The following is a 26,797-nucleotide window of genomic DNA, read 5'->3' as shown; positions in this document are numbered from 1 at the left end:
TTACGATTCACTGATGATAGGCTCAAGAACCAGCTTATTTTCCTTCTTAAGGCTAAAATCAATGTTCTCATTAACCAGCTGGTCCTTTACTCCCCCAGTCAAATCCAATGCGGATGATAACACTTCGGGATCTCCTATCGCAGTGATTTCAAAGGGTGCACTCGATGGCACACCATCAACCGTAATCACCGGGCCCGTGCAGAGGATATATGAATCATGTTTAAGCCTCTGGCCATTAATGGCGACAGCAGAAGCGCCAGCAATGTACAATTCATTGATGACTTTGAAAACATGGTGTTCATGGACAATATAATTATTTACATTAGGCTCATCCGGATTGTATTGGGAATCGGACAGTGTCACTCTCACTCCCGGCCCCTGCACTTTCACTTTCCCTAGAAACATCCTGTACTTTTCTGTATCTTCGGCAAGATTAAAGTATATTTGTTTTTCCTGGGACAGTTCCTTTTCAATATCCACGACTTTCTGCTGCTTCTCATACACTTCATTTTGCAATTCTGTATTTTTTTCCTGCTGGCTTATAAGCTGACTGCGCAGCTTATCCTCTCTCTGCCACTGTCCGTCTGTCAACTGTGTCCCATCCTTCTTCTCTGAATTAGCCAGGCTGTAAGAAAAGGCAAGGATGAAGCCCAGTACCAAACAGACCAAGGACAGAACGACATGCCTAACTTTCACTTTCATTTTCATCATCCTCTGGCTCCCCTTCCGTTTCATATTCTCTGAAATAGGAGCCGACTTCCAAATCAATGACCCCCTTGGATGAATCATCAAGCTGGCTGACGATGGAAGGGTAATGAACCATTTTCTCTGAAAAGGTCCTTATCGATGCACTGACTTCAAATCCGTCATTCATAAACAATGAAACATGATACGGGTCAGTTTTCTTTGGCGAAAGGACGATTTCCGAAATGGAGTTCTTGATTTCTGAAGGAAGATTTTTAAGCTCATCGACCATTTCTTTTAAAATTGCATCTTCTTTGAAGCCTATCAACAGCGGGGCATCGGTCGGCAGGTCATCCAGCTCTCTTGAATCAAGCAAATCTCCATTTTCAAGTATGGGATAAAAACGATTTTCATTGATTAAGTAAGCTGCTTTTTCAAATTCTTCAACCTTCACCTTTACAGTATTGGGAAGCTGAAGTTTCACTTCTGCTCCGGCAATTTCAGGAACTTTAACGAGTTCTTTTTCCGTTTTCGACCTGTCGACACTCCATACATTCGCACCTTTTTCAATAGAGATCTTCTCAAGAACCAACTCATCGGAAACGAGGTGATTCCCTGTGACAACAATATCCTTCACCTGGCTTAAAGAGGATTGGAAATAAACCACTGTCAGAATCAGAAGAAGAAAGAGCGATAGCAAAAAAGTCAGTCTGCGGTTAGCTTTTTTCTTTCGATGTTGTTTAAGTTTTGGTATTCGTTCCTCCAAGGACACAATTTTTCCCTTGTCCATAACTTTTCTTTCCCCTCCAATATCCATACCGCGCAAGAAAAGGATTGTCCTTTTCCTTTATGTAAAAAATCATCTCTCTTATGAGTGAAACATCTTGTGTTATCTGTATGAAATCAGGTCTTTCATTTTTTCTTTTCAATACCTTTATTCTATATGAAGGGAAAAGATGATAAAAGAGGGTAGACAGTTATTTTTACAATATTTTTCTATTTTTTGTATTTGGGGGATGTCCCACATCCCTGTTTTAGCTTCTTATAGCTGTTAAAACCTCCAGAATCTACCGAAATTATTTTAGCAAAGATTTTTTTCACCCGCAAAATCAAGGCCTTTCAGCGTATTCCCTATACTACTATATTTTAAACTCCTTCGGGCAGGGTTAATTATAATGTCATTGAACTGTAAATTAGTTGATAAATTATAAAGCGGAAAGGCCCCGCTCAGCGGCGTATAGATTGGAGGGCTCTCGCATGAGATAAAGGAATCACGAAGAGCGAAGCGATTCGATGATGACTTATCGCAAGGAGAGAGACCGAAATCTGCTAGCCGCTGGGGCCTTGAAGCTGGATTGATTATAAAGCGGAAAGGCCGATTAGCGCCGTACGGATTGGAGGGCTCCTGCATGAGATAAAGGAAACACAACGAACGAAGTGAGTTGATGTTGACTTATCTTTAAAAAGCGAAAAGACCCGTTCAGCTGCGTACGGACTGGACTGACTCCGCATGAGATAAAGGAAACACGGCAAGCGAAAGCGAGCCGATGTTGACTTATCGCAAGGAGGAGTCGGGAAGTACGCTAGCAGCTGGGTCTTGGAGCTGGATTCGCAAGGAAGGAGCCTGAAATCCGCTAGGCGCTGGCCGCTGGAGCTGGATTGATATAAAGCGGAAAGGCCCCGCTCAGCGGCGTACAGATTGGAGGGCTTTCGCATGAGATAAAGTCTTCAAGACACTTTTCAGCATTTTCCCCTTTGTTCATGTCCTTGAGAATCTCCCTCAAGACATTTTCGCAGTTCTCTTCCTCCGTTTATGTCCTTGAAATACTCCCTCAAAACACTTTGGCTGTCCTATTCCTCCGTTCATGTCCTTGAAATACTCCCTCAAGACACTTTCGCAGCCGGCTCCCTCCGCTTATGTCCTTGAGGGCCCTCCTTAAGACATCTATAGCGTTATTTCCTCCTTCCATTTCCTCCTAAAAAATCTTCTCTGAAATTCAAAAAAACCGAAACACAGATTCATCTGCATTTCGGTACAAGATCAATATCGTGCATAACGGCTGATGTTCAGCAGAACCCCAACGGCAAGAAGCATCAGCGTCAAAGAGGAACCTCCATAACTCAGGAAGGGAAGAGTTATTCCTGTTACAGGCATTAAGCCGGTAACAACCCCGACATTAATCATTACTTGTATGGCTATCATCGACACAATTCCAACCGCAAGGAAACTTCCGTACAGGTCAGGAGCTCCAAGGGCGATTCGGATTCCTCTCCAAAGAAGAAGGGCAAACAAAAGGAGCACAAGGCTTCCGCCGATGAAACCAAGTTCCTCTGCCAATATGGCAAAAATGAAATCATTCTGGGGTTCCGGCAAATAAAAGAACTTCTGCCGGCTCTCGCCCAGCCCTAACCCAAGCAGGCCTCCGGGACCGATGGCATACAGCGATTGAATCATCTGGAACCCGCTGCCCAATGGGTCTTCCCAAGGGTCAAGGAATGAAGTAATCCGTTTAATCCGATAAGGTGCTGACAATACAAGTGCGGCGAAGCCAGCAAGACCCGCCAGCCCCATCATCGCAAAATGACTGATCTTAGCCCCTGCGATAAATACCATTACAACGGCTGTACCCACCATGACGGTGCCTGTCCCCAAGTCAGGCTGAAGCATAATCATGCCAAAGGCCGTAAATACGAGAAACAGTGAGGGTACAAGCCCCTTACGGAATGAAGTTATGTACTTCTGATGTTCCGAGAGGTATTTGGCAAGAAAAGCAATCATTGCAAGCTTCATGAATTCAGAAGGCTGAATCGAGAATGCTCCTACCCCAATCCAGCTTCGGGAACCATTTCTCAGAACGCCGACACCCGGAATAAGAACCAGTACCAGCAGGACAAAACAGACGATTATAATGACTTTCCCCCAGGTTCTCCATGTCCAGTAGTCAACATTCATGATGAAGAACATTGCAAGAACCCCCACGCCCGCAAACAGCATCTGGCGTTTGGCGAAGAAGAAAGTATCGTCGAACTTGTAATCGGCCCAGACGGCACTTGCACTATATACCATAATAAGTCCGATAGCCAGCAATGATAGTGTAACCACAATTAAAATGAAGTCGGGAGTTGATTTTTTCAAAGGCAATTCTAACACCTCGATAGACTTATTTGAGCCGTTTCGAGCAATCAAAACCTTTGATTTACGATGTCAACACACGCTGTGTTTCCTCTTATTGCTCCAAAAAAGACAAGCCCTTATTAAAGCTTATGCACCTCATCGATAAAAATGTCACCACGGACTTCAAAAGTGCGATATTGATCCCAGCTGGCACACGCAGGTGACAGGAGGATCACATCCCCTTCTTCAGAAATCTCATAAGCAGCAGGTACGGCAGCCTCAACATTATCGACACGTTTTACAGTTTGTATCCCTGCTTTGACTGCTGTATCCATTAATTTAGGTGCTGTCTCCCCAAAAGTGATCAAAGCTTTTACATTGGTCATATACGGAATCAGTTCGTCGAAGCTGTTACCTCTGTCAAGTCCCCCGGCAAGAAGGATAGTCGGCTGATGAAAAGCTTCCAATGCACTTTTGGCTGCCAAGACGTTCGTTGCTTTTGAATCATTATAAAATGACCTGCCATTCAACGTCCGTACAAATTGAGTTCTATGCTTGACACCGGTAAATGTCTTGAGGACTTCCTGTATAGCTTCATTATGGACACCGCTCAACTTAGAAGCTGCGACTGCACAAAGAATGTTTTCTAGATTATGCTTTCCAGGAAGGGCAATCATGGATGTATCCATAATTTTTTCATTGTCGTAATAAATGAAGCCATCTTTGATGCTTGCGCCTTTTTCCAAAGGCTTCTTTGTAGAAAAATGAATTTTTTCTGCTTTTGAGAAACTCAGAAGTTCAACCAGTTCCGGCTGGTCGGCATTGATGATCAGGTAATCATCTTCCGTTTGGTTGACTGTGATATTTGCCTTTGCTTTGGCATAATCTTCAATTGAACCATGGTAATCAAGGTGAGCCTCATAAAGATTTGTGAAGATGCTGATTTTAGGGCGAAACGCTTCAATCCCCATCAACTGGAAAGAAGAAAGTTCGATGACGATGTTATTTTCTTCTTTCGCCACTTGGGCAACTTCAGAAGCAACAGTACCAATGTTCCCCGCAATTAATGGGTCTTTCCCGCCCTTGTCGAACATCTCATATACTAAAGTTGTTGTTGTCGTTTTGCCATTTGTGCCGGTAATGCCTATAAATGGAGCTTCTGAAACTAAATATGCCAGCTCCACTTCCGTCAGGACAGGGATCCCTCTTTCCAACGCCCCGCTCACGAGAGGATTATTATAAGGGATGCCCGGATTTTTGACTATGTAATCAAAACCTTCCTCCAGCAATTCAATTGGATGGCTCCCGCAAATGACCTTGATCCCCTGCTGAAGAAGCCCTTGAGCTTCCGGATTCTCCGAAAAAGGCTTTTGGTCATTGACTGTAACAAATGCTTCTAACTTATGAAGCAGCGAGGCCGCACTGACCCCGCTTTTTGCCAAACCCAATACTAGTACTTTTTTATGTTTGAATTTAGTGATTGTTTTCAATTATATCCACACCTCAATATAAATTCCTAATACTGCACACAAAAGGCCTACAGTCCAGAAAGTCACCACGACTCTCCATTCTGACCAGCCGACAAGCTCATAATGATGGTGAAGAGGGCTCATTCTGAAAACCCTTTTCCCGGTAGTCTTGAAAGAAATGACCTGTATGATGACTGATAACGTTTCAATGACAAATACCCCGCCAATCAAGATCAACAAAATTTCCAGTTTGGTAAGGATAGCGATCGCAGCTATTGCTCCCCCAAGAGCAAGTGACCCTGTATCACCCATAAATACCTTGGCAGGATGAGCATTGAACACCAGGAAGCCCAGCACAGCCCCTACAACTGCCACAGCAAAGATGGAAACATCATATTGAGATTGATTCCAGGCAAGTACGGCAAGTGCTCCAAAGGCAATAGCTGAAGTACCGGATACCAAACCATCCAGCCCATCTGTCAAGTTAACTGCATTGGAGAAGCCAACCAGCCAAAAGATGATGAACAACACATAAAACCATCCCAGGTCAACGCTGATGTCTGTCAACGGAATGGAAACGGTCGAAGCGAAATCATTTTGTTGATAAACATAAAAGAAGACAGCAGATATAATGATCTGCCCGGCAAGTTTTTGTTTTGAAGTCAATCCAAGGTTTCTTTTCATCACCACTTTAATAAAGTCATCGAGGAACCCTAATATTCCAAATCCTACTGTTACCAGCAAAAGCAAGAACGTTTCTGCCCCAAATTCGGAATACCTGCCGGTAATAATCAGTGTCGTAATAATAATTGACAGCAGGAACACCAATCCACCCATAGTAGGGGTCCCTGATTTTTTTTGATGGGATTTGGGACCCTCTTCCCTGATGCTCTGTCCGAATTTCAGTCTCCGCAGAAAGGGAATGAAGATTGGAGATAGTATGACTGTAACAAGAAATCCCATTAGTATTGTGTAAAAGATTACATTCTCCGTCATCTTATTCCCCTCCCTTCATAAGTAATGATTTCACTGCAATATCCCTTGATTTCATATACTGATGTTGATTAGTAACTTGGTATAGTTTACCCTTTTCTTGGTCTCTAAATATAAATTTTGTCATTGTTCCCCACTCTTCTTGTTTCGTATTATAGTAGTAATCATCCATGATTGTTAGTACAGCCTCTATTATATTATCTGTTATAAATAAAGGAAAATGATTCGGCAGCCAGGCAGGCAGTACATCATCTTTTTTCCAAAAGGATGCAACGGCTCCGTTATCGATCGCCTCGAATAAATCCCTGCCCGCAGTAGGGATAAACAGACCTTTAGGCATACTTTCATCGGGTGCCGCCGAAACCACCTCAAAGGTAAGACTGGGATCCTTTAAGCCCTTTAATGATGATGCAGCACTCGTTACATCGGTATAGCCAAGCATCAGTTCAACCTCTTTATAGCAGCCTTTGCAGCCTCTCTGTCATCAAAGGAAGTAACTTTGTCCCCGATGATTTGATAAGCTTCATGCCCTTTTCCGGCGATCAGGACCACATCACCTTTTCCAGCCAGGGAAACAGCATGATTTATGGCTTCCTGCCGGTCAACAACCACTCTGTAATTGTTGTATGTCAAACCTGCTGTCATGTCCTGGATGATATCTTCCGGGTTTTCATTCCTGGGATTATCAGAAGTGAAAATAACCTGATCACCGTACACACATGCTATTTCAGCCATGACCGGCCTCTTCGTCTTGTCGCGGTCTCCCCCGCAGCCTACCACCACGATAACTTTTTCTTTCGTGATCGTTTCTATTGTTTTCAGGACATTCTCAAGACTGTCAGGAGTATGGGCATAGTCAACTATGACAGAAAAATCCTGTCCTGCCTTTACCTGTTCAAATCTCCCGCTGACCCCCCCGATGGACTCCAGGGCGGTCTTGATATCTTTTAAAGGAATATTGGAAACCGATGCAGAAGCGGCTGCGGCAAGGGCATTATAAATATTAAACCTCCCTGCCAGCTGAATATCCATGTCAATCTTTTCAGTTGGGGTTACCATGGTAAAGGATGAACCATTATGCCGGAGTTCGATCTTTTCAGCATAAAAATCCGCATCAGGTTTCAGGCCGTATGTAATGATATGGGCTGCTGTGGCATGCATGAAAAATTCAGCAGAGGGGTCATCGCTGTTGATTATGGCATACTTTGGTTTCTTAGCATCATATGAATTTCCTAACTGTGAGAAAAGAAGACTCTTCGCACTCTTATACTCTTCCATTGTACGATGGAAATCCAGGTGATCTTGTGTGATATTTGTAAAGACCGCCACATCAAAGTCACAGCCATGTACCCTTCCCTGATACAATGCATGGGAAGACACTTCCATCACCGCTGTGTTGACTCCCGACTCAACGAACTCACCGAAAAGCTGCTGAAGGGTCAGACTGTCAGGTGTTGTATTCTTGCTGGCTATTACTTCATCTCCTGTTTTCACATATAAGGTGCCAATTAAACCTGTTTTGTCACCACTAAGACTGAAAATCTTGTCAAGCAAGTGTGTAGTTGTTGTTTTTCCGTTTGTACCGGTCACGCCAATCAGCTTAAGCTTCTTAGAAGGATGATTATAGAAGTGGTCAGCCAGAACGGCCATCGCCCTTCTGGAATCCCTCACAACGATCACCGGGACATCCAGTTCTAATTCACGCTCAGAGACAACCGCGGCTGCACCGGAGAGAACTGCTTCTTTTGCTAGAGTATGGCTGTCCACTGCGGATCCTTTAATACAGAAAAATAAATCACCATTATTAACTTTTTTATGATGGTTCTTTAAGTTTGCAATATCAGGATTACCCTCGCCCTTTATCATGTAAAACGGCAATACTCCCAGCAAAGTTTGCAATTTCATCATTTCAACTCCTCATGTATGTAAAGCAACCATTTTTTATTTTACAGAAAAACACGTACGAAATCTATCAACCTTTAAGATTAGTTCATGGCGATTATATAATTAACTTGAATCCTAAGCGAACGTTTAAGGTCCTTATGTTTTAACATTATGATGAAAATCCGAAAAGAATGAGTCATATAATCACACTGTTTAGAAACGGTTGGGGACTGAAGTTCTGAATGCTTTTCTCAATCCCCAAACTTTCTTGTAGAAATCACTCTGCCATCTGGACGCGGATCGTACCGCCTTCTTTTATTTTGACACCTGGTTCCGGTGACTGGGCAACTACCTTGCTGCCTTCCCCGCTGATGTCAAGCTTTAAATTGATCAGCTGCTGTTGAAGTTCCTTGCGGGACATCCCTACAAGGTCAGGGGTTTCCAATAATGGTATATCAGTCCAAGTAGTTTCTTTTTCTATCTGATCTTTCCTAGGTGGCACCCCCATTGCACGCAAGCTGTCGCCGATGATATTCCCTACAATCGGCGCGGCCACGACACCCCCGAATTGAACGGTCCCTTTTGGATTATCTACCGCAAGATAAACGACGATTTCCGGTTTATCAGCAGGGGCAAATCCAAGAAAGGAAACAATATGATTGTTTTCCATATAGCGCCCGTCTTTAACCTTCTGTGCCGTTCCCGTTTTACCTCCGACTCTGTAACCTTCGACGAATGCTCCTTTTCCTGTTCCCTGGGCAACAACACTTTCAAGTGCATACCTGATCTGTTCGGATGTTTCCTTGGAAATCACCTGTTTCTTCGCCTTAGGTGTATTCCTCATGACGACTTCACCTGTTTGGGGATCCACAAGTTCTTTTGCGACATAAGGCTGGTAGAGGGTGCCTCCATTGATTGCAGCAGAGACCGCTGCCACCTGTTGAATCGGAGTTACCGCAACCCCCTGGCCAAAAGCCGTCGTCGCCTGTTCTACCGGCCCTACCCGATCCAGGTTAAATAACAGCCCTTTCCCTTCTCCCTGGAGGTCAATACCTGTTTTCTGCCCAAAACCAAAATCTTTAATATATTTGAACAGTGTTTCCTTGCCAAGTCTCTCACCCAGCTCTACAAACCCCGGGTTACAGGAATTCTGTACAACTTCCAAAAACGTCTGTGTCCCATGTCCCCCTCTCTTCCAACAATGCAGAGTCGATCCGGCCACTTCCACATGTCCCGGGTCATGGAATTTTTCTTTTGTCAAATCGACTTTGTTTTCCTCAAGCGCCGCGGCCAGAGTTATAATCTTAAAAGTCGATCCTGGCTCGTAGGTGCTCCAAATAGGCAGGTTCCTGTTATAGATTTCCTGCGGAACATTCCTGAAATTAGCCGGATCGAATGTCGGCCTGCTTGACATCGCCAGAATTTCTCCGTTATTCGGGTCCATGGCAATGGCGATAATCCCATCCGGATTATAAGCTGCTTCTGCAATATCAAGCTCTCTTTCTATGATAGTCTGTACCTTTGTATCTATCGTCAGCTTCAAATCAAGTCCATCTACAGGGGCTTCATAATCATCTGCCATGTCCGGCATCCTCTTCCCCTTTGCATCCGAGAAGAATTTTACAGATCCCTTATCCCCGCTCAATTCTTTATTATAAAACAACTCAAGGCCCATCAATCCCTGATTATCAATACCGGCAAATCCCAGCACATGCGACAAGTAACTGCCAAAAGGATAATATCTTTTGGAGTCCTCCGCTATATAAACTCCTTTGAGATTCAAGTCCCGTACCTCTTTAGCTTTTTCATAAGAAATCTTTCTTGCTTCATTGACTCTTACCATTGATGCAGATTTAGTCACATATTGATAGACATCCTCCAAAGGCAGATTAAGTGCCGCAGCAAGTTTTTCTGCAGTTTTGGCAGGATCCGTTATCTGTCTGGGAACCACAAATACAGTCGGTGCACTTTGGTTCGTCGCCAGTTCAACCCCGTTTTTATCCAGAATCTTACCTCTCTCCGGTTCAAAAGGGATATTTCTGCTCCAGGAATCTTTAGCCCAGCTTGTGAGCTTGTCCCCCATGAAAAACTGGACATATCCAAGCCTTATATCTATAACAGCAAAAATTAAGATCCCCATTACCAGAGCAAACGCAAGCCTCTTCCTCACCGTCACATTCGATACCCTTTTCACACATAGAACCTCCCCTTATTTGGCTCGTTCAATTATATGCCTGTACCAAAGAAAGTATGTTGGTATTTGGAAAGGTCTTGATCCTGCCGGAACCAAATCAACGTAGAAAAAAGGCCGGAGAGTCTCTCCGGCCTTCACCTTTAGTTTAATGGCGCTTCTTCATCCGTTTCGTTTTCTTTCTTCTCTTCTTCCATTTGCTGCTCAGGAGTCTGGAATGTTACTACAAGCGGTTCGGATTCAGCAATAGCAGAATCAGGTTTAATATTTTGTTTCGTTACATATCCTGTTCCCACCATATTAAGTTCAAGGTTAGCCATTTTTGTCACTTTCAGGACATCCCTTACCGACCATCCCTTCATATCCGGAATAGTCAGATTTCCGTCCGTTCTCACGACGATCCTCTCCCCTTGAAGCAAGACCTCACCCGGAGAAGCGGACTGGTCAGCAACTGTTTTGCCATCACCGATAACTATAGGTGTAAGCCCTGACTTTTCAAGCTGTCGCTTCACCTTTTCCACAGACTGTCCAGTAAAGTCATCCAGCTCAGCTTTCTTCAAACTTTTACTTTCTTCCGGTTTGATGTTCAAGTATTTCAAACTGTTCAGCATAACCGGATTGAAAACCTGGGATACCGGATCCGAGCCAATTTCAGTCGGCTTCAATTCCGGTTTTTTAATTGCTACGTACACAATCAGCTGAGGATTGTCGGCAGGGGCCATACCCAGGAATGAAAATAAGTAATTCTCTTTCCCCCATTGGTAGCCGCCATTTTCAAGATCCGGTATTTGTGCAGTACCAGACTTTCCGGCAACATCATATCCTTCAATCGCAAACCTCTGCCCTGTTCCATTTTCGGAAGTGACTGTAGTGGCAAGGTACTCCCTTACCTTTTTGGCTGTCTCTTCAGAAATGGGGCTGCCCGCTATTTCCGGTTCTGTTTGTTTGACGATTTCTTTCGTATCATGATCGACTATTTTTTCTATTACATATGGTTTCATCATTTTCCCGTTATTCGCAATGGCTGTTTCCGCCTGAATGATCTGCAGCGGGGTAACAGTCGTTCCTTGTCCAAAAATAGTTGTATACTTCTCAATCGGATAATGGTAAAGGACCTTTCCTGGCGTCTCATTCGGCAGGTCGATACCTGTTAATTGTCCGAAACCAAACTTTTCCAGGTATTCACGATAACGATCCTCTCCAATTTGATCGAGCAGTTTAGCAAAGGCTACGTTCGAAGATCTCTGAACCCCTTCAAGATAGGTGATGCTTCCCCATCCTTGTCCTCCATTATGATCGCGGATCGGGACCGGGTTCCCTTCCACAAAGAACTTACCAGATTCATAGTATGCATTAGGGGCAAAAACCCCTTCCTCAACCGCTGCCGCCAAAGAAAAACTCTTAAACGTTGACCCTGGTTCATATGAAGATTCAACAATTTCATTCTGCCATGATTTTAGATCTTCCCTTGTATCAGGATGGAACGTTGGCCTCTGTGCCATAGCCAAGATCTTGCCTGTTTTCGGATCAGCAACAACCGCAAGCATTTTTTCAGGTTTATATTGCTCAGCGACCTTGCTCATTGTTTCCTCAAGGAAAGTCTGGACCTTTTTATCGATTGTTAAGTAAATATCATTTCCGTTTTGCGGAGGTGTAACATGCTCTTCAGCCTGGGGAAGAATATACCCCCACTTATCACTGTCATATTTCACACTTCCGTCTTTTCCGGTCAGGTACTCATTGAGGCTGTTCTCTATTCCCATTTTTCCGACTATATCCGTGGTGCTGTCCTCATTTTCTTCTTTTTGGGCAAACCCTATCAGATGAGAAGAGAATACGCCGTTTGGATAAAACCTCTTTGACTCCTTTACAAATGTGATGCCAGGGAGTTTCTCCTTCTCAATCTGAAGTTTCTGTTGATGAGAAATCCCCCTTCCCGCGCTTCCGAATTCGACTTGGAACAAATCTTGATCGATCCCCTTTGCAAGCCGATCATAAAGGGAAGCCTCATCCACCTCTAAATAAGATGCCAACACCTTGGCTGTTTTATCGGGATCTTGAACATGTTTAGGCTGGTCGCTGTCTTGTGATACAGACTCATCAAGTATCGCTACAAGAGTATAAGCAGATGTATCTTCAGCAATCACTTCGCCTTTATGATCAAAGATTGTTCCTCTTTCCGCTTCCAGGACACCGCTTTTCAGGTACTTTTTGGCAGCCTGTGCAGCAAGGACTTTCCCCTCAGCTTCGCCCGTCACCTGGATGGTGACAAAACGTACCATCAAAACAAAAAAGAGCAAGCCGAAAAATCCAAAAAGGATGGCTGCTCCAATTCTCATTCCCGGTCTCTTTTTCATTGATTCTGCACAACCTTAACATTCTTTTCCTTTAAATCAAGACCCAGTTCTTTAGCTTTCTCCAAAATTCTTTCGTATGTACTCAGCTCACTGACTTGCAATTTAAGGTCATTGTTTGCTTTTTCCTGCTTGTCTATCTGCGACTGAACAATTTGAATTTCCTTATTTGCATTATAAATGGATGCCTGGGTTGAGATGATGTTAACGGCCATTAAACAAAACACCACTCCAATGATGGCCACCAGAATCTTTTCTCCAGGAGTAATCAGCGGCCTTTCTTCTCTTACCGGGACTGTTTCCTGTTGACGCTGAGGCTGTTGGATCGTCTGCTCTCTATATTTTCTGGCTAAATTGCTCACTCTCTCTACTCCCTCCTGTTATGTTCTAAGCCTTTTCCGCAACTCTTAACTTTGCAGAACGGGCTCTGTTATTTCTCTCTAATTCTTCTTCGCTTGGCAGTATCGGCTTCCGGTTTACCAGCTTAAGTTCCGGTTTGTATTCATCCGGAATGACAGGCAGTCCGTGTGGAAGATCGGGACCTGAGGCCTTCTCTTTAAAAATGGTTTTGCAGATTCTGTCTTCAAGTGAGTGGAAGGTTATCACGCTTATCCTTCCGCCCGGTTTCAATATCTCAATTGACTTTTCAAGAGCTTCTTCAACGGCATCCAGTTCATCATTCACAGCAATTCTGATTGCCTGAAACACACGTTTTGCAGGATGTCCGCCTTTTCTTCTTGCAGGAGCAGGAATCCCTTCCTTGATGAGTTCTACAAGCTCCCCTGTTGTTTCAATAGGCTTGATGTCTCTGGCTGCTTCTATCTTCCTGGCAATTTGCTTGGAGAACTTTTCTTCCCCGTATCGGAAAAATATCCTGACAAGCGCTTCGTATGGCCATTCGTTGACCACTTCATGAGCCGTCAAGTCTCCTTCAAGATCCATTCTCATATCAAGCGGAGCATCATTGTGATAGCTGAATCCTCTTTCTGGTGTATCCAGCTGCGGGGAAGAAACCCCAAGATCGAACATGACGCCGTCCACCTGATGAACTCCCAGTTCGGCCAGCTCCTCTTTAATGAAGCGGAAATTGGCTCGAATGAAGGTTACCTGGTCCAAGTATGGGGCAAGTCTTTCTTTTGCATGGTCAATGGCTGTCTGGTCCTGGTCAAAACAGTAAAGTTTTCCCGACTTTCCTAATTGCGAAACCAAGTATTCACTATGTCCGGCACCGCCAAGAGTACAATCAACATAAATCCCATCCTCTTTGATGTCCAGTCCATCCACTGTCTCTTTTAGTAATACTGTTGTATGTTCAAACATTCTGATTCACCTTTCCAATCGAACTGCAAAGTTTCAGTAAAGTCTATTTCAGTACGGTTTGTTATTTTGCAGGAATGATCAAATATCAAAGCCGATCATATTCTCGGCAATCTCTGCAAAGGAATCCTCTGACTCTGAGAAATAGTCTTCCCATAAAGCCTTGCTCCAAATCTCAATTCGATTGGAAACTCCCAATACTACACATTCTTTTTCTAACTTTGCGTATCCCGTAAGTGTGGAGGGGATATTAATCCTCCCGGTCTTATCCAATTCACATTCTGTAGCACCGGAAAAGAAAAACCGGGTGAAAGCACGTGCGTCTTTCTTGGTCAGCGGGAGAGTTTTAAGTTTTTCTTCAAGTGCTCTCCATTCCTCAAGCGGATATCCAAATATGCATTGATCAAGTCCACGGGTTAATACAAAGGCATCACCAAGATGCTCCCTGAATTTGGAAGGGACGATTAAACGGCCTTTATTATCAATGTTATGTTGATATTCGCCCATGAACATGTCCACTGCCCCCACTTTCTAACACAAATGTACCACATTCCCCCACTTTTCTCCACATATAAATAAATTTCTTTTTCTTTACAATAATTCCTGCTTCTTTTCAGATTCTTTTCTGTTTTTCTTTCGCTTCGCCTGTTTTCGACACCCTCCTCTTTTTGAAGACACTGTAGAATCAAACAAGTTTTTGATTTCCGCTGCAGCTGTGCGACTCCGCGGGGCGGGCGGTGAGCCTCCTCGGCTTCGCCTGCGGGGTCTCACCTGTCCCGCTAGTCCCGCAGGAGATCGCACAGCTTACGCTCCAATCAATCCATATATAAATAATTGCACCCTCAGTTTTCAAACAACCATTCATTAGAAATTATCTTTCTTAAAGAATGGTATTTTAACCACATGGTGGAGCGGAAGTAACTATTCTTAATTCAACGCATTAATATCCTTAGAAATAATGCTTGCTTGGGTAGTGTATCTTTCAGAACTCATAAAAAAAAAGCATTCCCCTTCAGAAAGCGAGAAAGCTGTCGGTTTTATATCCTAATTATCTTATTTATCCTTTTTATCTATATAAATAACAAAGTCTAGGTTTAATTCTTTTGATTCAGGTAGAGTTCCTCTTTAGGGGCATAATTTTTTCTCGCTCCTCTTTTGATGTCGGTATAGACCCTCTTTGGGCGCATCATTTTCCTCCGGCTCCTCTTTTGATGACGGCATAGACCCTTTCTGGGCGCATCATTTTCCTCCCGCTCCTCTTTTGATGATGGCATAGACCCTCTTTGGGTACATCATTTTCCTCCCGCTCCTCTTTTGATGATGGCATAGACCCTCTTTGGGCGCATCATTTTCCTCCCGCTCCTCTTTTGATGACGGCATAGACCCTTTCTGGGCGCATAATTTTCCTCCCGCTCCTTTGTTGAGGTTCCCCGTCCTGAGCGAGATACATCATTTCCTCTGTTTCAGCTTTTGATGTCCCCCGCTTCCCTAGAGCCACCTGTTATCAAATTTTAAACATTAACCCGAGGTGCTTGGCGCTGGAGCTGGGTGCAGGTATCAATCTTTGTTATTTACACCCTAAGCTTTTATAAATTCTTAAACAATAAAAGAAGGCGATATCCTCATCGCCTTCTTACTTAGTCAAACTTATATCTTTATCACTTTATGTTTACCGTCAAATTCCATTGGAAGTTCCATCAATTCTTTTATGAAATCCAACCCATAACGATTCATGAAATAATACAAATTCCATAATCGCTCCTGTGGAGAGCCTTCCGGTTTCAGTGACGTCTGCACTCTATCGTATTTACCGAGCTTCACATCATATTTAGTCTTTAAGGACTGATTCGCTTTCAATCTTAAATACTCGAATTGCTGTCTATGGAAAGCAAGATTCTTCTCAATGATGCTCTCCAACCCCTTATCAATACCGGCTGCCCTGGGGATAATCTCCTCATAGGATTTCATTAATTCTTTCTCAGCTGCATCAATATTTGTCTCAAGAGTAATATCCTTTACGGAGTTCCAATACTGCTGTTTGTCTTTTTCAACACCATTCTTCAGTACGTTTTCAAGATCCAGTCCGAGTTCCTCAATATGTTTACTGATATCCCTTTCAACGATGGTAAGGTTCAATCTCGGAACAATCGGCGGCATCTTAAATCCGGCCCACTCAAATGCCTGCTTGAGCTCCCCCCAGTAGGCGATTTCGCCGGGGCCAGCAATGAATGCAAGGGTCGGGAAAAGCCACTCCTGCATCAACGGACGTGTCACGACATTATTGCTGAACCTGTGGGGCTCAGCATTGAGAACTTCCTCCAGCTGGCCCTGAGAATAGTATATTTCTCCATTTTTCCCTCTGAATAAGTCACCCTCTCGCTCAAGAAGGACCCTTTCCCCATTTACCGTAAGAAACAGGTTGGCAGCATTTTCTTTCATCTCTATTGTCAGCGGGAAGCCATCATGGGATATGATCTCCTGCTGATTTTGGACTTTCGAAGTGATGGTGTTACTTCCCTCCATTAAGTGAAGGAAAAATGGCTTCTCCAGCATCCTTAAAGGGGGATAAGCCGAATCAATTAGAAGCAGACCATAATCTTTGAATAAAGACATGATGATACTGCTGAAAAATTCCACAATCGAACCAGACCGGTTAATGGCATCCTCCAAGTCAATCATGATATCTTTCGTGAACTCTGTTTCACCAAAATGATGGATGACTTGATGCACCCATTTACGCATCGTTTCTTTGTCATAGATGAACTCACTGGCCATCCTCTTATCAGTTGACCTCTCTGGATAACCCGTCTTTTCAAGTCTGCCTTCATGCTCAGTAAAGACATGATTGATTTCCTGATAATCATGGTCTTCACCTGCAATCCAAAAGACCGGAACCACTGGTGAATTCAACTTTTCTTCCTGCTCTCTGGCAAGTTTAATAATGGAAATAACTTTATGTATGGTATAGAGAGGGCCGGTTAATAACCCTGCCTGCTGGCCTCCGATGACTACTGAGGCATCTTCTCTTAACTTACCCAGTGAAATCTCAACTTCTTTACTGGAAGGAAGTGGTCTCATGTACCCTTCAATAACCTTTGCCAAATCTGCCCTTGGGAAATCCCTTTTTTTCAGATCGGCGACTCTTTCTCCAAACAGATTGGAATCAGTAAGGTTGTAATGAAAAAAAGAAGTTACAGGAAATTCCTGCTGTAAGTATAGTGAAGCAAAACGATTTGTTGCTGGAATATATAAGCTTTCCAGTTCCATAATAAATGACTCCTTTTCTTCCATCTTCTACTGTTCGTAGTATAGCATTCCACAACAATAAAAGGAAAAAACTTGCCTGAAACGGTATTTTGAAAATCATTTAAAAAGTATCGGCAATCCTTGAAGCGATACCATAAACCAAAAGAACGATATAAGCTGTGGAGAACAGCAGGAAGCTTAATCTCCACCCTCCTTTTATCACATTACGGAACACAATCTCCTCTTTTACTTTCCAGTGTATGATCGAAAGGACAGCACTGCTGATGAGAAGCAGCAGGAGAAGGACCCACAGCAATGATTTATCCCAGATCGCTATAATGACAAAATGGACTGAGAAAAACAAGAGGAAAGTTGTAATATTCACAGCTGTATCAACGGCCTTCCTATGATTCCCGCTGATTTGTTTCACCACAACAAATGTGGAAAAATACCCCAAAAAAGGAACAAGGATGAGTACAGCAGCCAGACCTGAGATAAAAGAAGACAATTACCCCTTCCTCCTTTCTTTATCCAAACCTTTAACCATTTCATATAAGACCGGAATGATTGATAAGGAAACATCGTTGCTTCTCGCCTCTTCCAACATTGCTCCCAAAATCGCTTCAACTTCCGTTTCTCTTTTCGTCTGCAGGTCAGCCAGCATGGAGGATGTATTCCCCCTGGTATTCGAAGCTATTTCTTTTATGTCCTCAAAATCAATAATACTGTTCAGCCTTGGATAAAGAAGGAGAATTTCATCGAAAATGGACTGAGCAAGGTGTTCGAAATGCTCATTCTCAACCAATCGTCCATTTTGAATCCCCAAAACAGCCGTCAATGGATTAATGACTGCGTTGACCGCAAGTTTTTCCAGGAGCACCAGATCATAATCAGATTGAATAATGACAGGAAAATCAATGTTTGCTCTAGACAGTTTTGAAAGCATCTTACCATTGCCCCTGAATACAGCAGCATTTGTCTTGCCTTTACCTTTATGGGCTACTTCATTATCCGATAACTTCAACGCTCCATGTTCAACTGTTCCTACATACAGGTTGGCATGGGAAAGCTGCTCAAGCAGCTTCATGTGTCCGATTCCATTTTGTAAAAACAAAAGGGGGCAGTCTGGAGGGATTTTGTTCAAAGTCTTAATTAGTTCCGACAGGTGGTACTGCTTCACAGCAATGATGATCAAATCTTGTTCCGGCAAATCTCCATAATCCTCTACGGCTTTGATCGAGATAGTTTCAGATGTATCTTGATGTTGGAGGATAATCCCTATGTTGTTAATCAAATTTTTCTGTTCTGATCTTCTCACGTATAAAGTGACATCAAGATTTTTCCCAAGGTAAGCAGCATAGAGCATCCCGATTGCCCCGCCTCCGATAACTCCTACTTTCATAAGATCTCCTCAATCCGGTTCATTTTAGTTACTTATTAATAAGAATATTCTACCATTGCCTAAAAGCAGAAGAAACATCCATTCTATGCTGCTGCAGCTATTTTTCTCAGAAGATAATATTCTACCGTCACAAAAAGAGATTTCTTCTTATAAAAAAAGGGCCAACCCCAGATTACATATCTGCAGGTCAACCCTTGTTGATCAGACCGGATAAACCGGGTGCTTTCTTGAGCTGAATTCCACTTCTTTTGTTTCATACAGTTTAAAGCGTTCGATCAATACTCCGCGCAATTCATTTGGACCAGTGATTTCATCTATAATCATTTCAGAAGCAAGCTTGTAAATGTCTATATGTTCCTTGTATTCTTTCTGCTTTTCCTGAACATAAGCAATCCGTTCTTTAGGATCTTCAATTGCCTGGATCTTATTTGAATACACCGCATTTACAGCAGCTTCAGGTCCCATTACCGCAATCTGTGCAGTAGGAAGGGCGATACAGACATCCGGTTCAAAGGCCGGACCTGCCATTGCGTATAGACCCGCTCCATATGCTTTTCTTACAATGACTGAAATCTTTGGAACGGTTGCAGAACTCATCGCAGCGATAAGTTTGGCACCATGCCTGATGATCCCGGCTCTTTCCACTTTGGTTCCAATCATGAAACCCGGCACATCAGCAAGGAAGAGCAGCGGAATGGAAAAAGCGTCACATAAAGTAATGAACTTAGCTGCCTTATCCGCAGAATCCACGAACAGCACTCCACCTTTGACCTTTGGCTGGTTCGCTATAATTCCCACAGGCTTTCCATCGATGCGGGCGAATCCTGTCACGATTTCCTGCGCAAACAGTTTCTTCATCTCAAAGAAACTGCCTTCATCAATTAAAGAATCGATACATTCATACATATCAAATGGAGCATTTTGATGCTCAGGTATTATTTGCTCAAGCGTCCTGCCATCTTTAGGTTTGATACCATCTAGGGCCGCCGGCTTTTGAAGATAGTTGGAAGGGAAGTAAGTCAGATATTTCTTGGCCGCTTCTATCGCTTCTTCCTCTGAATAAGCCAGCATATCCCCCACACCGCTGACAGAACAATGCATCCTGGCACCGCCCATTTCTTCAAGCGTCACTTTTTCACCGATAACTTTCTCAGCCATCCGCGGGGATCCCAAATACATAGAAGCATTGCCATCCACCATGATGACGATATCACAGAAAGCCGGTATGTATGCTCCTCCTGCTGCTGAAGGGCCAAACAATAGACAAATCTGGGGAACCATGCCCGACATTTTCACCTGGTTGTGGAATATCTTCCCTGCCCCTCGTCTGTTAGGGAACATTTCGAGCTGATCAGTAATCCTAGCCCCCGCCGAGTCAACCAGATAAAGAATCGGCACTTTCAGGTTTAATGCCGTTTCTTGTATACGGATAATCTTCTCAACCGTCCTTGCACCCCACGAACCGGCTTTAACCGTTGAATCATTGGCCATGACACATACGGTCCTTCCTCCGATTTTTCCGGTTGCAGTTACAACCCCATCTGCCGGAAGGCCTTCATCCTGGCAATTGGCAAACATTCCATCTTCCTGATACTCGCCATTATCAAATAATAAGTTCAAGCGGTCTCTTACAAACAATTTATTTTGTTCCTTCAGCTTTTCATGGTACTTCTGCTGACCGCCGCCGGAAATCTTCTCCCTTTTTTCTTCAAGTACATGTTCATATGTTTTTTGAGACACAGAAAAATCCCCCTTTGTATTCAGTTACCAATCATGAAGTTGGCTGTCTCCTGCAAAACGCTCTCACATTATTCAAATGTAACCAGGACATCTCCTTCGTTAACGAAATCCCCAACATTCACTTTCACTTCTGCAACTTTGCCTGAGTTTTCCGCTTCTACAGGAATCTCCATCTTCATTGATTCAAGCATTAAGATTGTATCTCCGCTGCTTACGTCCGCACCGCTCTCCACTAATACGTTTAACACAGTTCCTGCCATTGATGCTGTAATTTCTTTCATAGTTAGTTCCTCCTAATATGTCGATGTTATTTATTAACTGCCTGCCTTGAGTTGAGCCAAGCTGTATTATACGAACCATCCTTAAAGTCCGCTTCCTTCAGAATATCCCTGAAAAGGGGTATATTCGTCTTTACACCTTGAATCTCCGTTTCTTCAAAAAATTCAACCGCTTCCTTGATGCAATTTTCCCGGTTAGTGCCGCTGATAATGACCTTGGCGATCATCGGGTCGTAAAAAGGTGTCACATTATTTCCCTCTTCATATCCACTGTCGATCCGTGAATTGGCTGTCTTACCCCACTTAATGGATGAAATGTTCCCTGGTGAAGGGAAAAATGTTTTTGGATCTTCAGCATACACACGGAATTCAATTGCATGCCCATCGCTATTAATGCCTTCCTGGCTTGGAATTGGCAGCTCCTCTCCTCTGCTGACAAGAATTTGCCACTTAACCAAATCGAGGTGGGTAATGCTTTCAGTAACTGGATGCTCGACCTGCAGCCTTGTATTCATCTCAAGAAAATAGAAGTTCTCATCATTATCCACAATGAATTCAACTGTCCCTGCATTGACATAGTTGACTGCTTTTCCAGCACGCACTGCTGCTTCATACATTTTTTCTTTAGCCTGTTGCGATAACTGCGGAGATGGCGCTTCTTCAATCACCTTTTGATTGCGCCTTTGGACAGAGCAGTTTCTCTCAAACAAATGAAGAATATTTCCTTTTCCATCTCCAAAGATTTGGATTTCAATGTGTCTGGCATTATCAATACACTTTTCAAGGAAAACTTCGTCATGCCCGAAATACGCTTTTGCCCTATTTTTTGTAGAATCATAACTTTGAACGAGCGCTTGCTCATCATTACAGCGGATCATCCCGATACCGCCGCCTCCGCTGCTGGCCTTCAACATTACAGGGTACCCAATGGATTCCGCAACTGCCTTGGCCTCCTCTATTGAAGCAACACCCCCATCACTTCCAGGCACAACCGGCACCTTAGCCGCCTCCATTGTCTTCCTTGCTGCAACTTTATCTCCCATCATTTCCATGACTTCAGCTGAAGGGCCGATAAATGTTATCCCACTATCTCTCGTTTTCCTCGCAAAATCACTATTCTCGGATAAGAGGCCATACCCCGGATGGATTCCATCTGCATTTTCCCTGAGTGCAATTTCCAGGATCGCATCCATTTGCAAGTATGATTTATTTACCGGGGGTTCACCTATACGAAAGGCGCTGTCAGCTTCCTTGACATACGGCATATCTTTATCAGCATCTGAATAGATGGCGATAGATTCAATCCCCATTTCACTGCAAGTACGGATAATTCTCGAAGCAATTTCTCCCCTGTTTGCCACTAAAATCTTCTGCACAACATATCCCCTTTCTTATCACTAGATACTTATTCTAGTAATAGCTTTCTACAAAAAAACAAAAAATCCTTCTAAATTTGCAAACGCTTTCTTATCTAAGTGCAGAATTTTTTGTATTTTTGTTATATAATGATAATATCATAATCTTAAAAGATAGTAATGAAAGAAAAGCTTAGAATATTATCTTCTTATCAATTCTTACATGCATAAAGAAGGTATACACCAATTCAATCGCTCAGGAGGTACCGCATATGACAGTGAAGGTAGAAAAACTTAAAGTGAATTACAAAACTCTTGAAGAATTCAAGAAATTCAGAGAGTATGGTGTTCAGGAACTTTCCATGATGGAAGATCTTGAATCCAATATTATTGAAAATAACAGCGAATCTCCTTTTTATGGAATTTACTTCGGAGATACCCTTATAGCCCGTATGAGCCTTTATGAGAGAGACTCTCGTTATGACCAATACTTCGATCCCCCTCAGAATTATCTGGAGTTATGGAAACTTGAAGTTTTGCCTGCATACCAAGGAAAAGGATATGGAAAAGTCCTGGTAGACTTCGCTAAAAGCTTTAATATGGCTATTAAAACAAACCCGCGTATCCAATCTCACGGTTTCTGGGAGAGGATGGGCTTTGAAAAGGTCACATATGATATGGAAAGAGACTTGGGCCAAAATCCGCTCATCTGGCTTCCAGAAGGTGTCAGTGAACAAAAGTAATAAATCATGAAGATACCGATGAGTGAATTACATTACGTAATGATCAACACAAAAGGCTGACATTTGTCAGCCTTTTTATCTACGAGTTCTTATAGGTCCCAACCATCACTTTTGAAGCCGCTGAAGATTTCCATTTTTGTCCATTTGAAATTTCACTTTATCATCATTTTCCTGGAGCAACGCCATTTTCCGAGCTTTTTCAAAGATGGATAGAAGCGACTGATGGTCTTCCTCCAGCAGTTCAAGCTTTTCTTTATAAACAGAATTCGCTTCTTTCAGCTTCTCTATCTGCTGTTCGAGTTTGCCCGCATATTCTTCGAGTTTTTTATAAGCTGATTCCAATTCCTTATCCTGGTTTAAATTTTCTTTCAGCCCTTCAAGAAATTCAATAACCCCATTTAAAGTCAATGTATCCGATTGCGGTTCCACCTTATTTACCGGAGCAATTTCCTGTTTCACTTCTGGCTGCTTAACTTCCCTTGAAGGGGAAGGCACTGGCTGTTTTTTATTTTCCTTTCGCTGCCTTTTGGCAAGCTCAATACCGGATTTATACTGTTTTCGTACAAACGAGTTCCAGCGAAAACCGCATGCAGCTGCTGTCCGTGATAACTTTCTCCCAACCTCTTCAAATGCCTGAAGCTGTGTTCCCCCTTCCCTGATATGGCGAAGGACCACCTCAGCAAGCAATAAATCCTCATCCTGACTCCAGGCATCTTGTCTATTAGATGTCACTCCTATCCCTCCTGTATGAATGTATTTAATAATTCATACTTATGTTTATGGTAGAAAAGATAGAATATATTACACTTTCTTTTTTGGAGTTTGTAAAATGATGCCTGTTTCGGTTACTTTAACTTTTCTTAGATAGGAAAGCCTCGACAGCCTCATGATGTTCTTCTTTTTCCCATAATTGAGCGCATTGACGTATTTCCCTGTCTATTCTTTCGTAGAGCTGTCCGGATTCCCACTTTTCTTTCACTGCTTTCTTATAAGCAGCCAGGACATTTACATCTTTGTTCAGAAAATCTCCCATGAATTGAAGAACAGCAGGGATATCCGTCTTATCAAGCAGGTGGTTGACGAATCCGAATTCATGCATCTTTTCAGAGGGGTACAGGCCTGCAGTACCTAAAAGGTAAAGGGCCTGGGGACAGGCCATCTTTTCCATTAATAACGAAGCGCCTCCCCATCCAGTCGTGATTGCAAGTGTCCCTTGGATGAATCCCATCTTTGCTCCCTTTTGCGCAACCCTGTAATCACAAGCTGCCGCTATTTCACATCCGCTTCCAACCGCACTCCCATTTATCAGGGCAACTGTCATTTTTGGAAGTGTTGCCAGTTGATAGAGTATGTCCCCCATCTTCTTTAACATTGAATAGGCTTGCTCTTCTGTTTTCAGACCATGAAAAGTATCCAGGTCCCCTCCCGAACAGAACGCTCTCTCTCCGGCAGCGGTTATGATCAATATCTTGACGTCCGGATCCTCAGCTGCCTTATTAATAGCTGCTTTCAGTCCATCCATTACTTCATAATTGATGGCGTTACGTTTTTCTTCCCTGTTTATAGTAAAAACAAGAGCCCCTTCTCTTGTTTTTTCCAATAGAAAACCTCCCATGATATCCTCCTTTATTCCATAAAAAAAATATGTAATGTATGATTGTGTTATATAGTTGGCCTCCTAAGCCTTGGCCCAACAAATCAGATAATCTGAATAGCACAAAGATAATACTCTTTTACTATAATATAAATCTTGGTCAAAAACAGAATATTCCACGCTTTTCATTAGTTCTATAAACCTTAAAGCATAAAAAAAAGCGTGAAGAGCCATGGTCTCTTCACGCTTTTTTGCTGTAAATAAAAATTATTTACTTACAACTTCTTTTCCTTTATAAGTACCGCACTCTTTACATACACGGTGAGCTAGTTTCATTTCCCCACAATTTGGGCATGCAACCATACCAGGTACATTTAACTTGAAATGTGTACGGCGTTGTCTCTTTGCTGTTTTAGAAGTTCTTCTAAAAGGTACTGCCATTTCTTCCCACCTCCTTACAGAGATATGTTATGATGAAGCCAGAACGAGCTGGTTCACGCGCTTTAAGAGTTCTTGTCCTGTTCAAGAAGCTTCGCAAGACCTGCAAGCCGAGGATCTACTTTCTCTTCCTCTTCTTCCGCCTGATTGGCCTGCTCTTCAGTAATGACTTCCCAATTCTTGCCGGAAGGAAGGTTTTCATCATCTTGTGCTTTTTCGCTGAAAACCTGCATCGGGATTTCGAGGACGAGCAATTCATTAATGACAGGCATTAAGTCAATGACATCTCCCTGGATCCTGTGCACCTCTTCCTCTTCATACTGATCATAGTCATTCGCTTTTAATAAGAATGTTTCGACCGTGTCAATATCGACCGGAAAATCTACATCTTCCAGCGTTCTTGAGCAAGGAAGAACAAGTTCACCTTCAATATTCAGATGGAAGGTCACCTTTTCAGAACTAATGTCTGCTCTTCCCGTGACATGGATCGGAGAAACATCACGTATCTGAGGATCAAGTTTTTTTACTTCACTTGCATCAATCGTCTCATCGAGGGTCAATCCCTTGTCACGAAACTTCTGCAATTGAATTATTGACCATTTCAATGTAATCACCTCAAGGCAACAAAGGTAATTATAGCTTTCATAATACCTTTTGTCAATATTTTTTCTTTACACTCTTTACAAGTATAGTGTTGTAATTATAACTTGTATTTATGAGTATTTATCACCCATTTTAAAGGATGTGAAAAAGAAATGAAAGCATCGGGCGTTATTGTAGAATATAATCCATTTCATAATGGCCATCTCCACCATCTGTCAGAGACCAGAAAAATGACAAATGCGGATCTGGTCATTGCCGTTATGAGCGGCAATTTCCTACAGCGGGGAGAACCGGCAATTGTATCAAAGTGGTCGCGCACGAAAATGGCGTTGAAGGCAGGCGCAGATATTGTAATCGAGCTGCCATACGCCATTGCAACCCAGCATGCCGAAGTTTTTGCACAAGGGGCAGTGGCATTACTGGATGCCATGAAGTGTTCAGCTTTCTGCTTCGGCAGTGAATCAGGAAACATCGCCGCTTTTGAGAATACAGTCCAGTATCTCAATGAGCATGACGAGCAGTATAATGCTTTTGTTCAGGAGTATGTAAAGATGGGAATGAGCTACCCTTCCGCCTTGTCAAAAGCTTTCCACAGCCTCGATACTGACCGGACGCTGGTCGACTTATCCTTACCGAACAACATTCTTGGATACCATTATATGAAAGCGTGCCATTCAATGGGCTCTGATATGAAAGCCTATACTCTTGGCAGAAAAAATGCAAACTATCACGATCAAAATTTCACTGATGAAACCATTGCCAGTGCCACAAGCATCAGGAAAGAGCTGAGGAACAGGGAGGGCAATGTCCATTCTGTCGATCCTTTCATCCCTGAATCTACGAAGGATGAAATGAAAGCCTATCAGGATACATACGGTATACTTCATGATTGGGAGCGGTACTTTCATTTATTAAAGTATCGAATTCTTTCCTCCACCAGTGAACAGCTCTCCGCCATCTATGAAATCGAAGAAGGGATTGAAAACAGATTCAAGGCTGCAGCACGCTCTTCTTCAAGCTTCCAGGAGTTCATGGAAACAGTAAAAACAAAGAGATATACGTGGACACGGTTACAGCGGATGGCGCTTCATATTCTTACAAATACATCGAAAGAAGATATGCATGCCGGCATGGTACCTAAATATATCCGCCTTCTCGGCATGACTTCATCCGGAAGGCAATATCTGAATATGCATAAGAAAGAGCTTTCATTGCCCTTGATCAGCAAGCTTGGATCTGCTGACCAAAATGAAATCTCCTTGGACATCAGGGCTTCGGAAATCTACTCAATGGGAGCTGCAGACCCGGCAATTCAAAAAATATTGCTTGAACAGGAGTTCAAACAGCCTCCGATTTATTTACAAAACTAATAAGAAAGCAGCGGCCGGCCG

Annotated in this window: 25 protein-coding genes; 2 read left to right on the top strand and 23 right to left on the bottom strand. The window is 43.0% G+C overall.

What is annotated here, in order from left to right; translation table 11 throughout:
• From ACOJQI_RS07385 to ACOJQI_RS07295, 19 genes are all read right to left on the bottom strand, one after another.
• Positions 1–708, bottom strand: coding sequence for a DUF881 domain-containing protein (locus ACOJQI_RS07385; protein WP_421385418.1), 708 nt, complete (start codon positions 706–708; stop codon positions 1–3).
• The gene (locus ACOJQI_RS07380) at positions 686–1,474 is read right to left on the bottom strand and encodes a cell division protein FtsQ/DivIB (RefSeq protein WP_421384470.1); all 789 of its coding nucleotides are present in this window, start codon (positions 1,472–1,474) and stop codon (positions 686–688) included. Before ACOJQI_RS07380 ends, ACOJQI_RS07385 begins: the two co-directional genes overlap by 23 nt.
• Positions 1,475–2,725: 1,251 nt before the next feature.
• Entirely contained in the window at positions 2,726–3,826 is a 1,101-nt protein-coding gene (gene spoVE, locus ACOJQI_RS07375; RefSeq protein WP_421384469.1) for a stage V sporulation protein E, read from the bottom strand.
• A 113-nt stretch (positions 3,827–3,939) separates the two neighbouring features.
• Positions 3,940–5,289, bottom strand: coding sequence for a UDP-N-acetylmuramoyl-L-alanine--D-glutamate ligase (gene murD, locus ACOJQI_RS07370; protein ID WP_421384468.1), 1,350 nt, complete (start codon positions 5,287–5,289; stop codon positions 3,940–3,942).
• Positions 5,290–6,264, bottom strand: coding sequence for a phospho-N-acetylmuramoyl-pentapeptide-transferase (gene mraY, locus ACOJQI_RS07365; protein ID WP_421384467.1), 975 nt, complete (start codon positions 6,262–6,264; stop codon positions 5,290–5,292). It abuts the gene before it with no gap.
• Position 6,265: 1 nt separating this feature from the next.
• A complete protein-coding gene (locus ACOJQI_RS07360) occupies positions 6,266–6,703 on the bottom strand; it encodes a hypothetical protein (RefSeq protein WP_421384466.1) in 438 nt (145 codons plus the stop codon).
• Positions 6,703–8,166 (bottom strand): UDP-N-acetylmuramoyl-L-alanyl-D-glutamate--2,6-diaminopimelate ligase, encoded by a 1,464-nt coding sequence (locus tag ACOJQI_RS07355; RefSeq protein WP_421385417.1) that lies wholly within the window; start codon positions 8,164–8,166, stop codon positions 6,703–6,705. The genes ACOJQI_RS07360 and ACOJQI_RS07355 overlap by 1 nt, the downstream gene beginning before the upstream one ends.
• 256 nt (positions 8,167–8,422) lie before the next feature.
• Entirely contained in the window at positions 8,423–10,339 is a 1,917-nt protein-coding gene (locus tag ACOJQI_RS07350; RefSeq protein WP_421384464.1) for a stage V sporulation protein D, read from the bottom strand.
• A 140-nt stretch (positions 10,340–10,479) separates the two neighbouring features.
• Positions 10,480–12,693 (bottom strand): penicillin-binding protein, encoded by a 2,214-nt coding sequence (locus ACOJQI_RS07345; protein ID WP_421384462.1) that lies wholly within the window; start codon positions 12,691–12,693, stop codon positions 10,480–10,482.
• A complete protein-coding gene (ftsL, locus tag ACOJQI_RS07340) occupies positions 12,690–13,052 on the bottom strand; it encodes a cell division protein FtsL (protein ID WP_421384461.1) in 363 nt (120 codons plus the stop codon). The genes ACOJQI_RS07345 and ftsL overlap by 4 nt, the downstream gene beginning before the upstream one ends.
• A gap of 25 nt (positions 13,053–13,077) precedes the next feature.
• The gene (gene rsmH, locus ACOJQI_RS07335) at positions 13,078–14,010 is read right to left on the bottom strand and encodes a 16S rRNA (cytosine(1402)-N(4))-methyltransferase RsmH (protein WP_421384459.1); all 933 of its coding nucleotides are present in this window, start codon (positions 14,008–14,010) and stop codon (positions 13,078–13,080) included.
• A gap of 78 nt (positions 14,011–14,088) precedes the next feature.
• A complete protein-coding gene (gene mraZ / locus ACOJQI_RS07330) occupies positions 14,089–14,520 on the bottom strand; it encodes a division/cell wall cluster transcriptional repressor MraZ (RefSeq protein WP_421384458.1) in 432 nt (143 codons plus the stop codon).
• Between the two features lie 673 nt (positions 14,521–15,193).
• Positions 15,194–15,334: a hypothetical protein gene (locus ACOJQI_RS07325; protein ID WP_421384456.1), complete on the bottom strand. Its 141-nt coding sequence runs from the start codon at positions 15,332–15,334 to the stop codon at positions 15,194–15,196.
• Positions 15,335–15,654: 320 nt separating this feature from the next.
• Positions 15,655–17,274 (bottom strand): bacillithiol biosynthesis cysteine-adding enzyme BshC, encoded by a 1,620-nt coding sequence (gene bshC / locus ACOJQI_RS07320; RefSeq protein WP_421384454.1) that lies wholly within the window; start codon positions 17,272–17,274, stop codon positions 15,655–15,657.
• Positions 17,275–17,374: 100 nt separating this feature from the next.
• Entirely contained in the window at positions 17,375–17,761 is a 387-nt protein-coding gene (locus ACOJQI_RS07315; protein ID WP_421384453.1) for a DUF3397 domain-containing protein, read from the bottom strand.
• A complete protein-coding gene (locus ACOJQI_RS07310; protein WP_421384452.1) occupies positions 17,762–18,655 on the bottom strand; it encodes a 2-dehydropantoate 2-reductase in 894 nt (297 codons plus the stop codon).
• Positions 18,656–18,856: 201 nt separating this feature from the next.
• Positions 18,857–20,395, bottom strand: a complete 1,539-nt coding sequence (locus ACOJQI_RS07305) for an acyl-CoA carboxylase subunit beta (protein WP_421384451.1) — start codon at positions 20,393–20,395, stop codon at positions 18,857–18,859.
• A 68-nt stretch (positions 20,396–20,463) separates the two neighbouring features.
• Positions 20,464–20,676: a biotin/lipoyl-binding carrier protein gene (locus ACOJQI_RS07300; protein WP_421384449.1), complete on the bottom strand. Its 213-nt coding sequence runs from the start codon at positions 20,674–20,676 to the stop codon at positions 20,464–20,466.
• 26 nt (positions 20,677–20,702) lie between these two features.
• The gene (locus ACOJQI_RS07295; RefSeq protein ID WP_421384448.1) at positions 20,703–22,049 is read right to left on the bottom strand and encodes an acetyl-CoA carboxylase biotin carboxylase subunit; all 1,347 of its coding nucleotides are present in this window, start codon (positions 22,047–22,049) and stop codon (positions 20,703–20,705) included.
• A 251-nt stretch (positions 22,050–22,300) separates the two neighbouring features.
• Here ACOJQI_RS07295 and ACOJQI_RS07290 point away from each other — a divergent pair, with 251 nt between their 5' ends.
• Positions 22,301–22,771 (top strand): N-acetyltransferase, encoded by a 471-nt coding sequence (locus ACOJQI_RS07290; RefSeq protein WP_421384446.1) that lies wholly within the window; start codon positions 22,301–22,303, stop codon positions 22,769–22,771.
• Positions 22,772–22,876: 105 nt separating this feature from the next.
• Here ACOJQI_RS07290 and ACOJQI_RS07285 read toward each other — a convergent pair whose 3' ends face one another.
• The 4 genes from ACOJQI_RS07285 to ACOJQI_RS07270 all read right to left on the bottom strand — a co-directional run bounded on the left by ACOJQI_RS07285 (position 22,877) and on the right by ACOJQI_RS07270 (position 25,408).
• Positions 22,877–23,503: an RsfA family transcriptional regulator gene (locus ACOJQI_RS07285; RefSeq protein WP_421384445.1), complete on the bottom strand. Its 627-nt coding sequence runs from the start codon at positions 23,501–23,503 to the stop codon at positions 22,877–22,879.
• A gap of 118 nt (positions 23,504–23,621) precedes the next feature.
• Positions 23,622–24,371: an enoyl-CoA hydratase/isomerase family protein gene (locus tag ACOJQI_RS07280; protein WP_421384443.1), complete on the bottom strand. Its 750-nt coding sequence runs from the start codon at positions 24,369–24,371 to the stop codon at positions 23,622–23,624.
• A 261-nt stretch (positions 24,372–24,632) separates the two neighbouring features.
• On the bottom strand, positions 24,633–24,806 hold the full coding sequence (gene rpmF, locus ACOJQI_RS07275; protein WP_421384442.1) for a 50S ribosomal protein L32: 174 nt from the start codon (positions 24,804–24,806) through the stop codon (positions 24,633–24,635).
• A gap of 62 nt (positions 24,807–24,868) precedes the next feature.
• Positions 24,869–25,408, bottom strand: a complete 540-nt coding sequence (locus tag ACOJQI_RS07270) for a YceD family protein (RefSeq protein WP_421384441.1) — start codon at positions 25,406–25,408, stop codon at positions 24,869–24,871.
• Between the two features lie 150 nt (positions 25,409–25,558).
• On the opposite strand from ACOJQI_RS07270, the gene ACOJQI_RS07265 reads away from it, so the two are divergent.
• On the top strand, positions 25,559–26,776 hold the full coding sequence (locus ACOJQI_RS07265; RefSeq protein ID WP_421384440.1) for a nucleotidyltransferase: 1,218 nt from the start codon (positions 25,559–25,561) through the stop codon (positions 26,774–26,776).
• The last annotated feature ends 21 nt before the right edge of the window (positions 26,777–26,797 follow it).

It is taken from the genome of Bacillus salacetis (assembly GCF_049177075.1).
In the GTDB taxonomy this organism is placed as follows: domain Bacteria; phylum Bacillota; class Bacilli; order Bacillales; family Bacillaceae_B; genus Rossellomorea; species Rossellomorea salacetis_A.
Note: the sequence above shows the minus strand (reverse complement) of the source record. Positions and strands in the feature narration are given on the sequence as shown.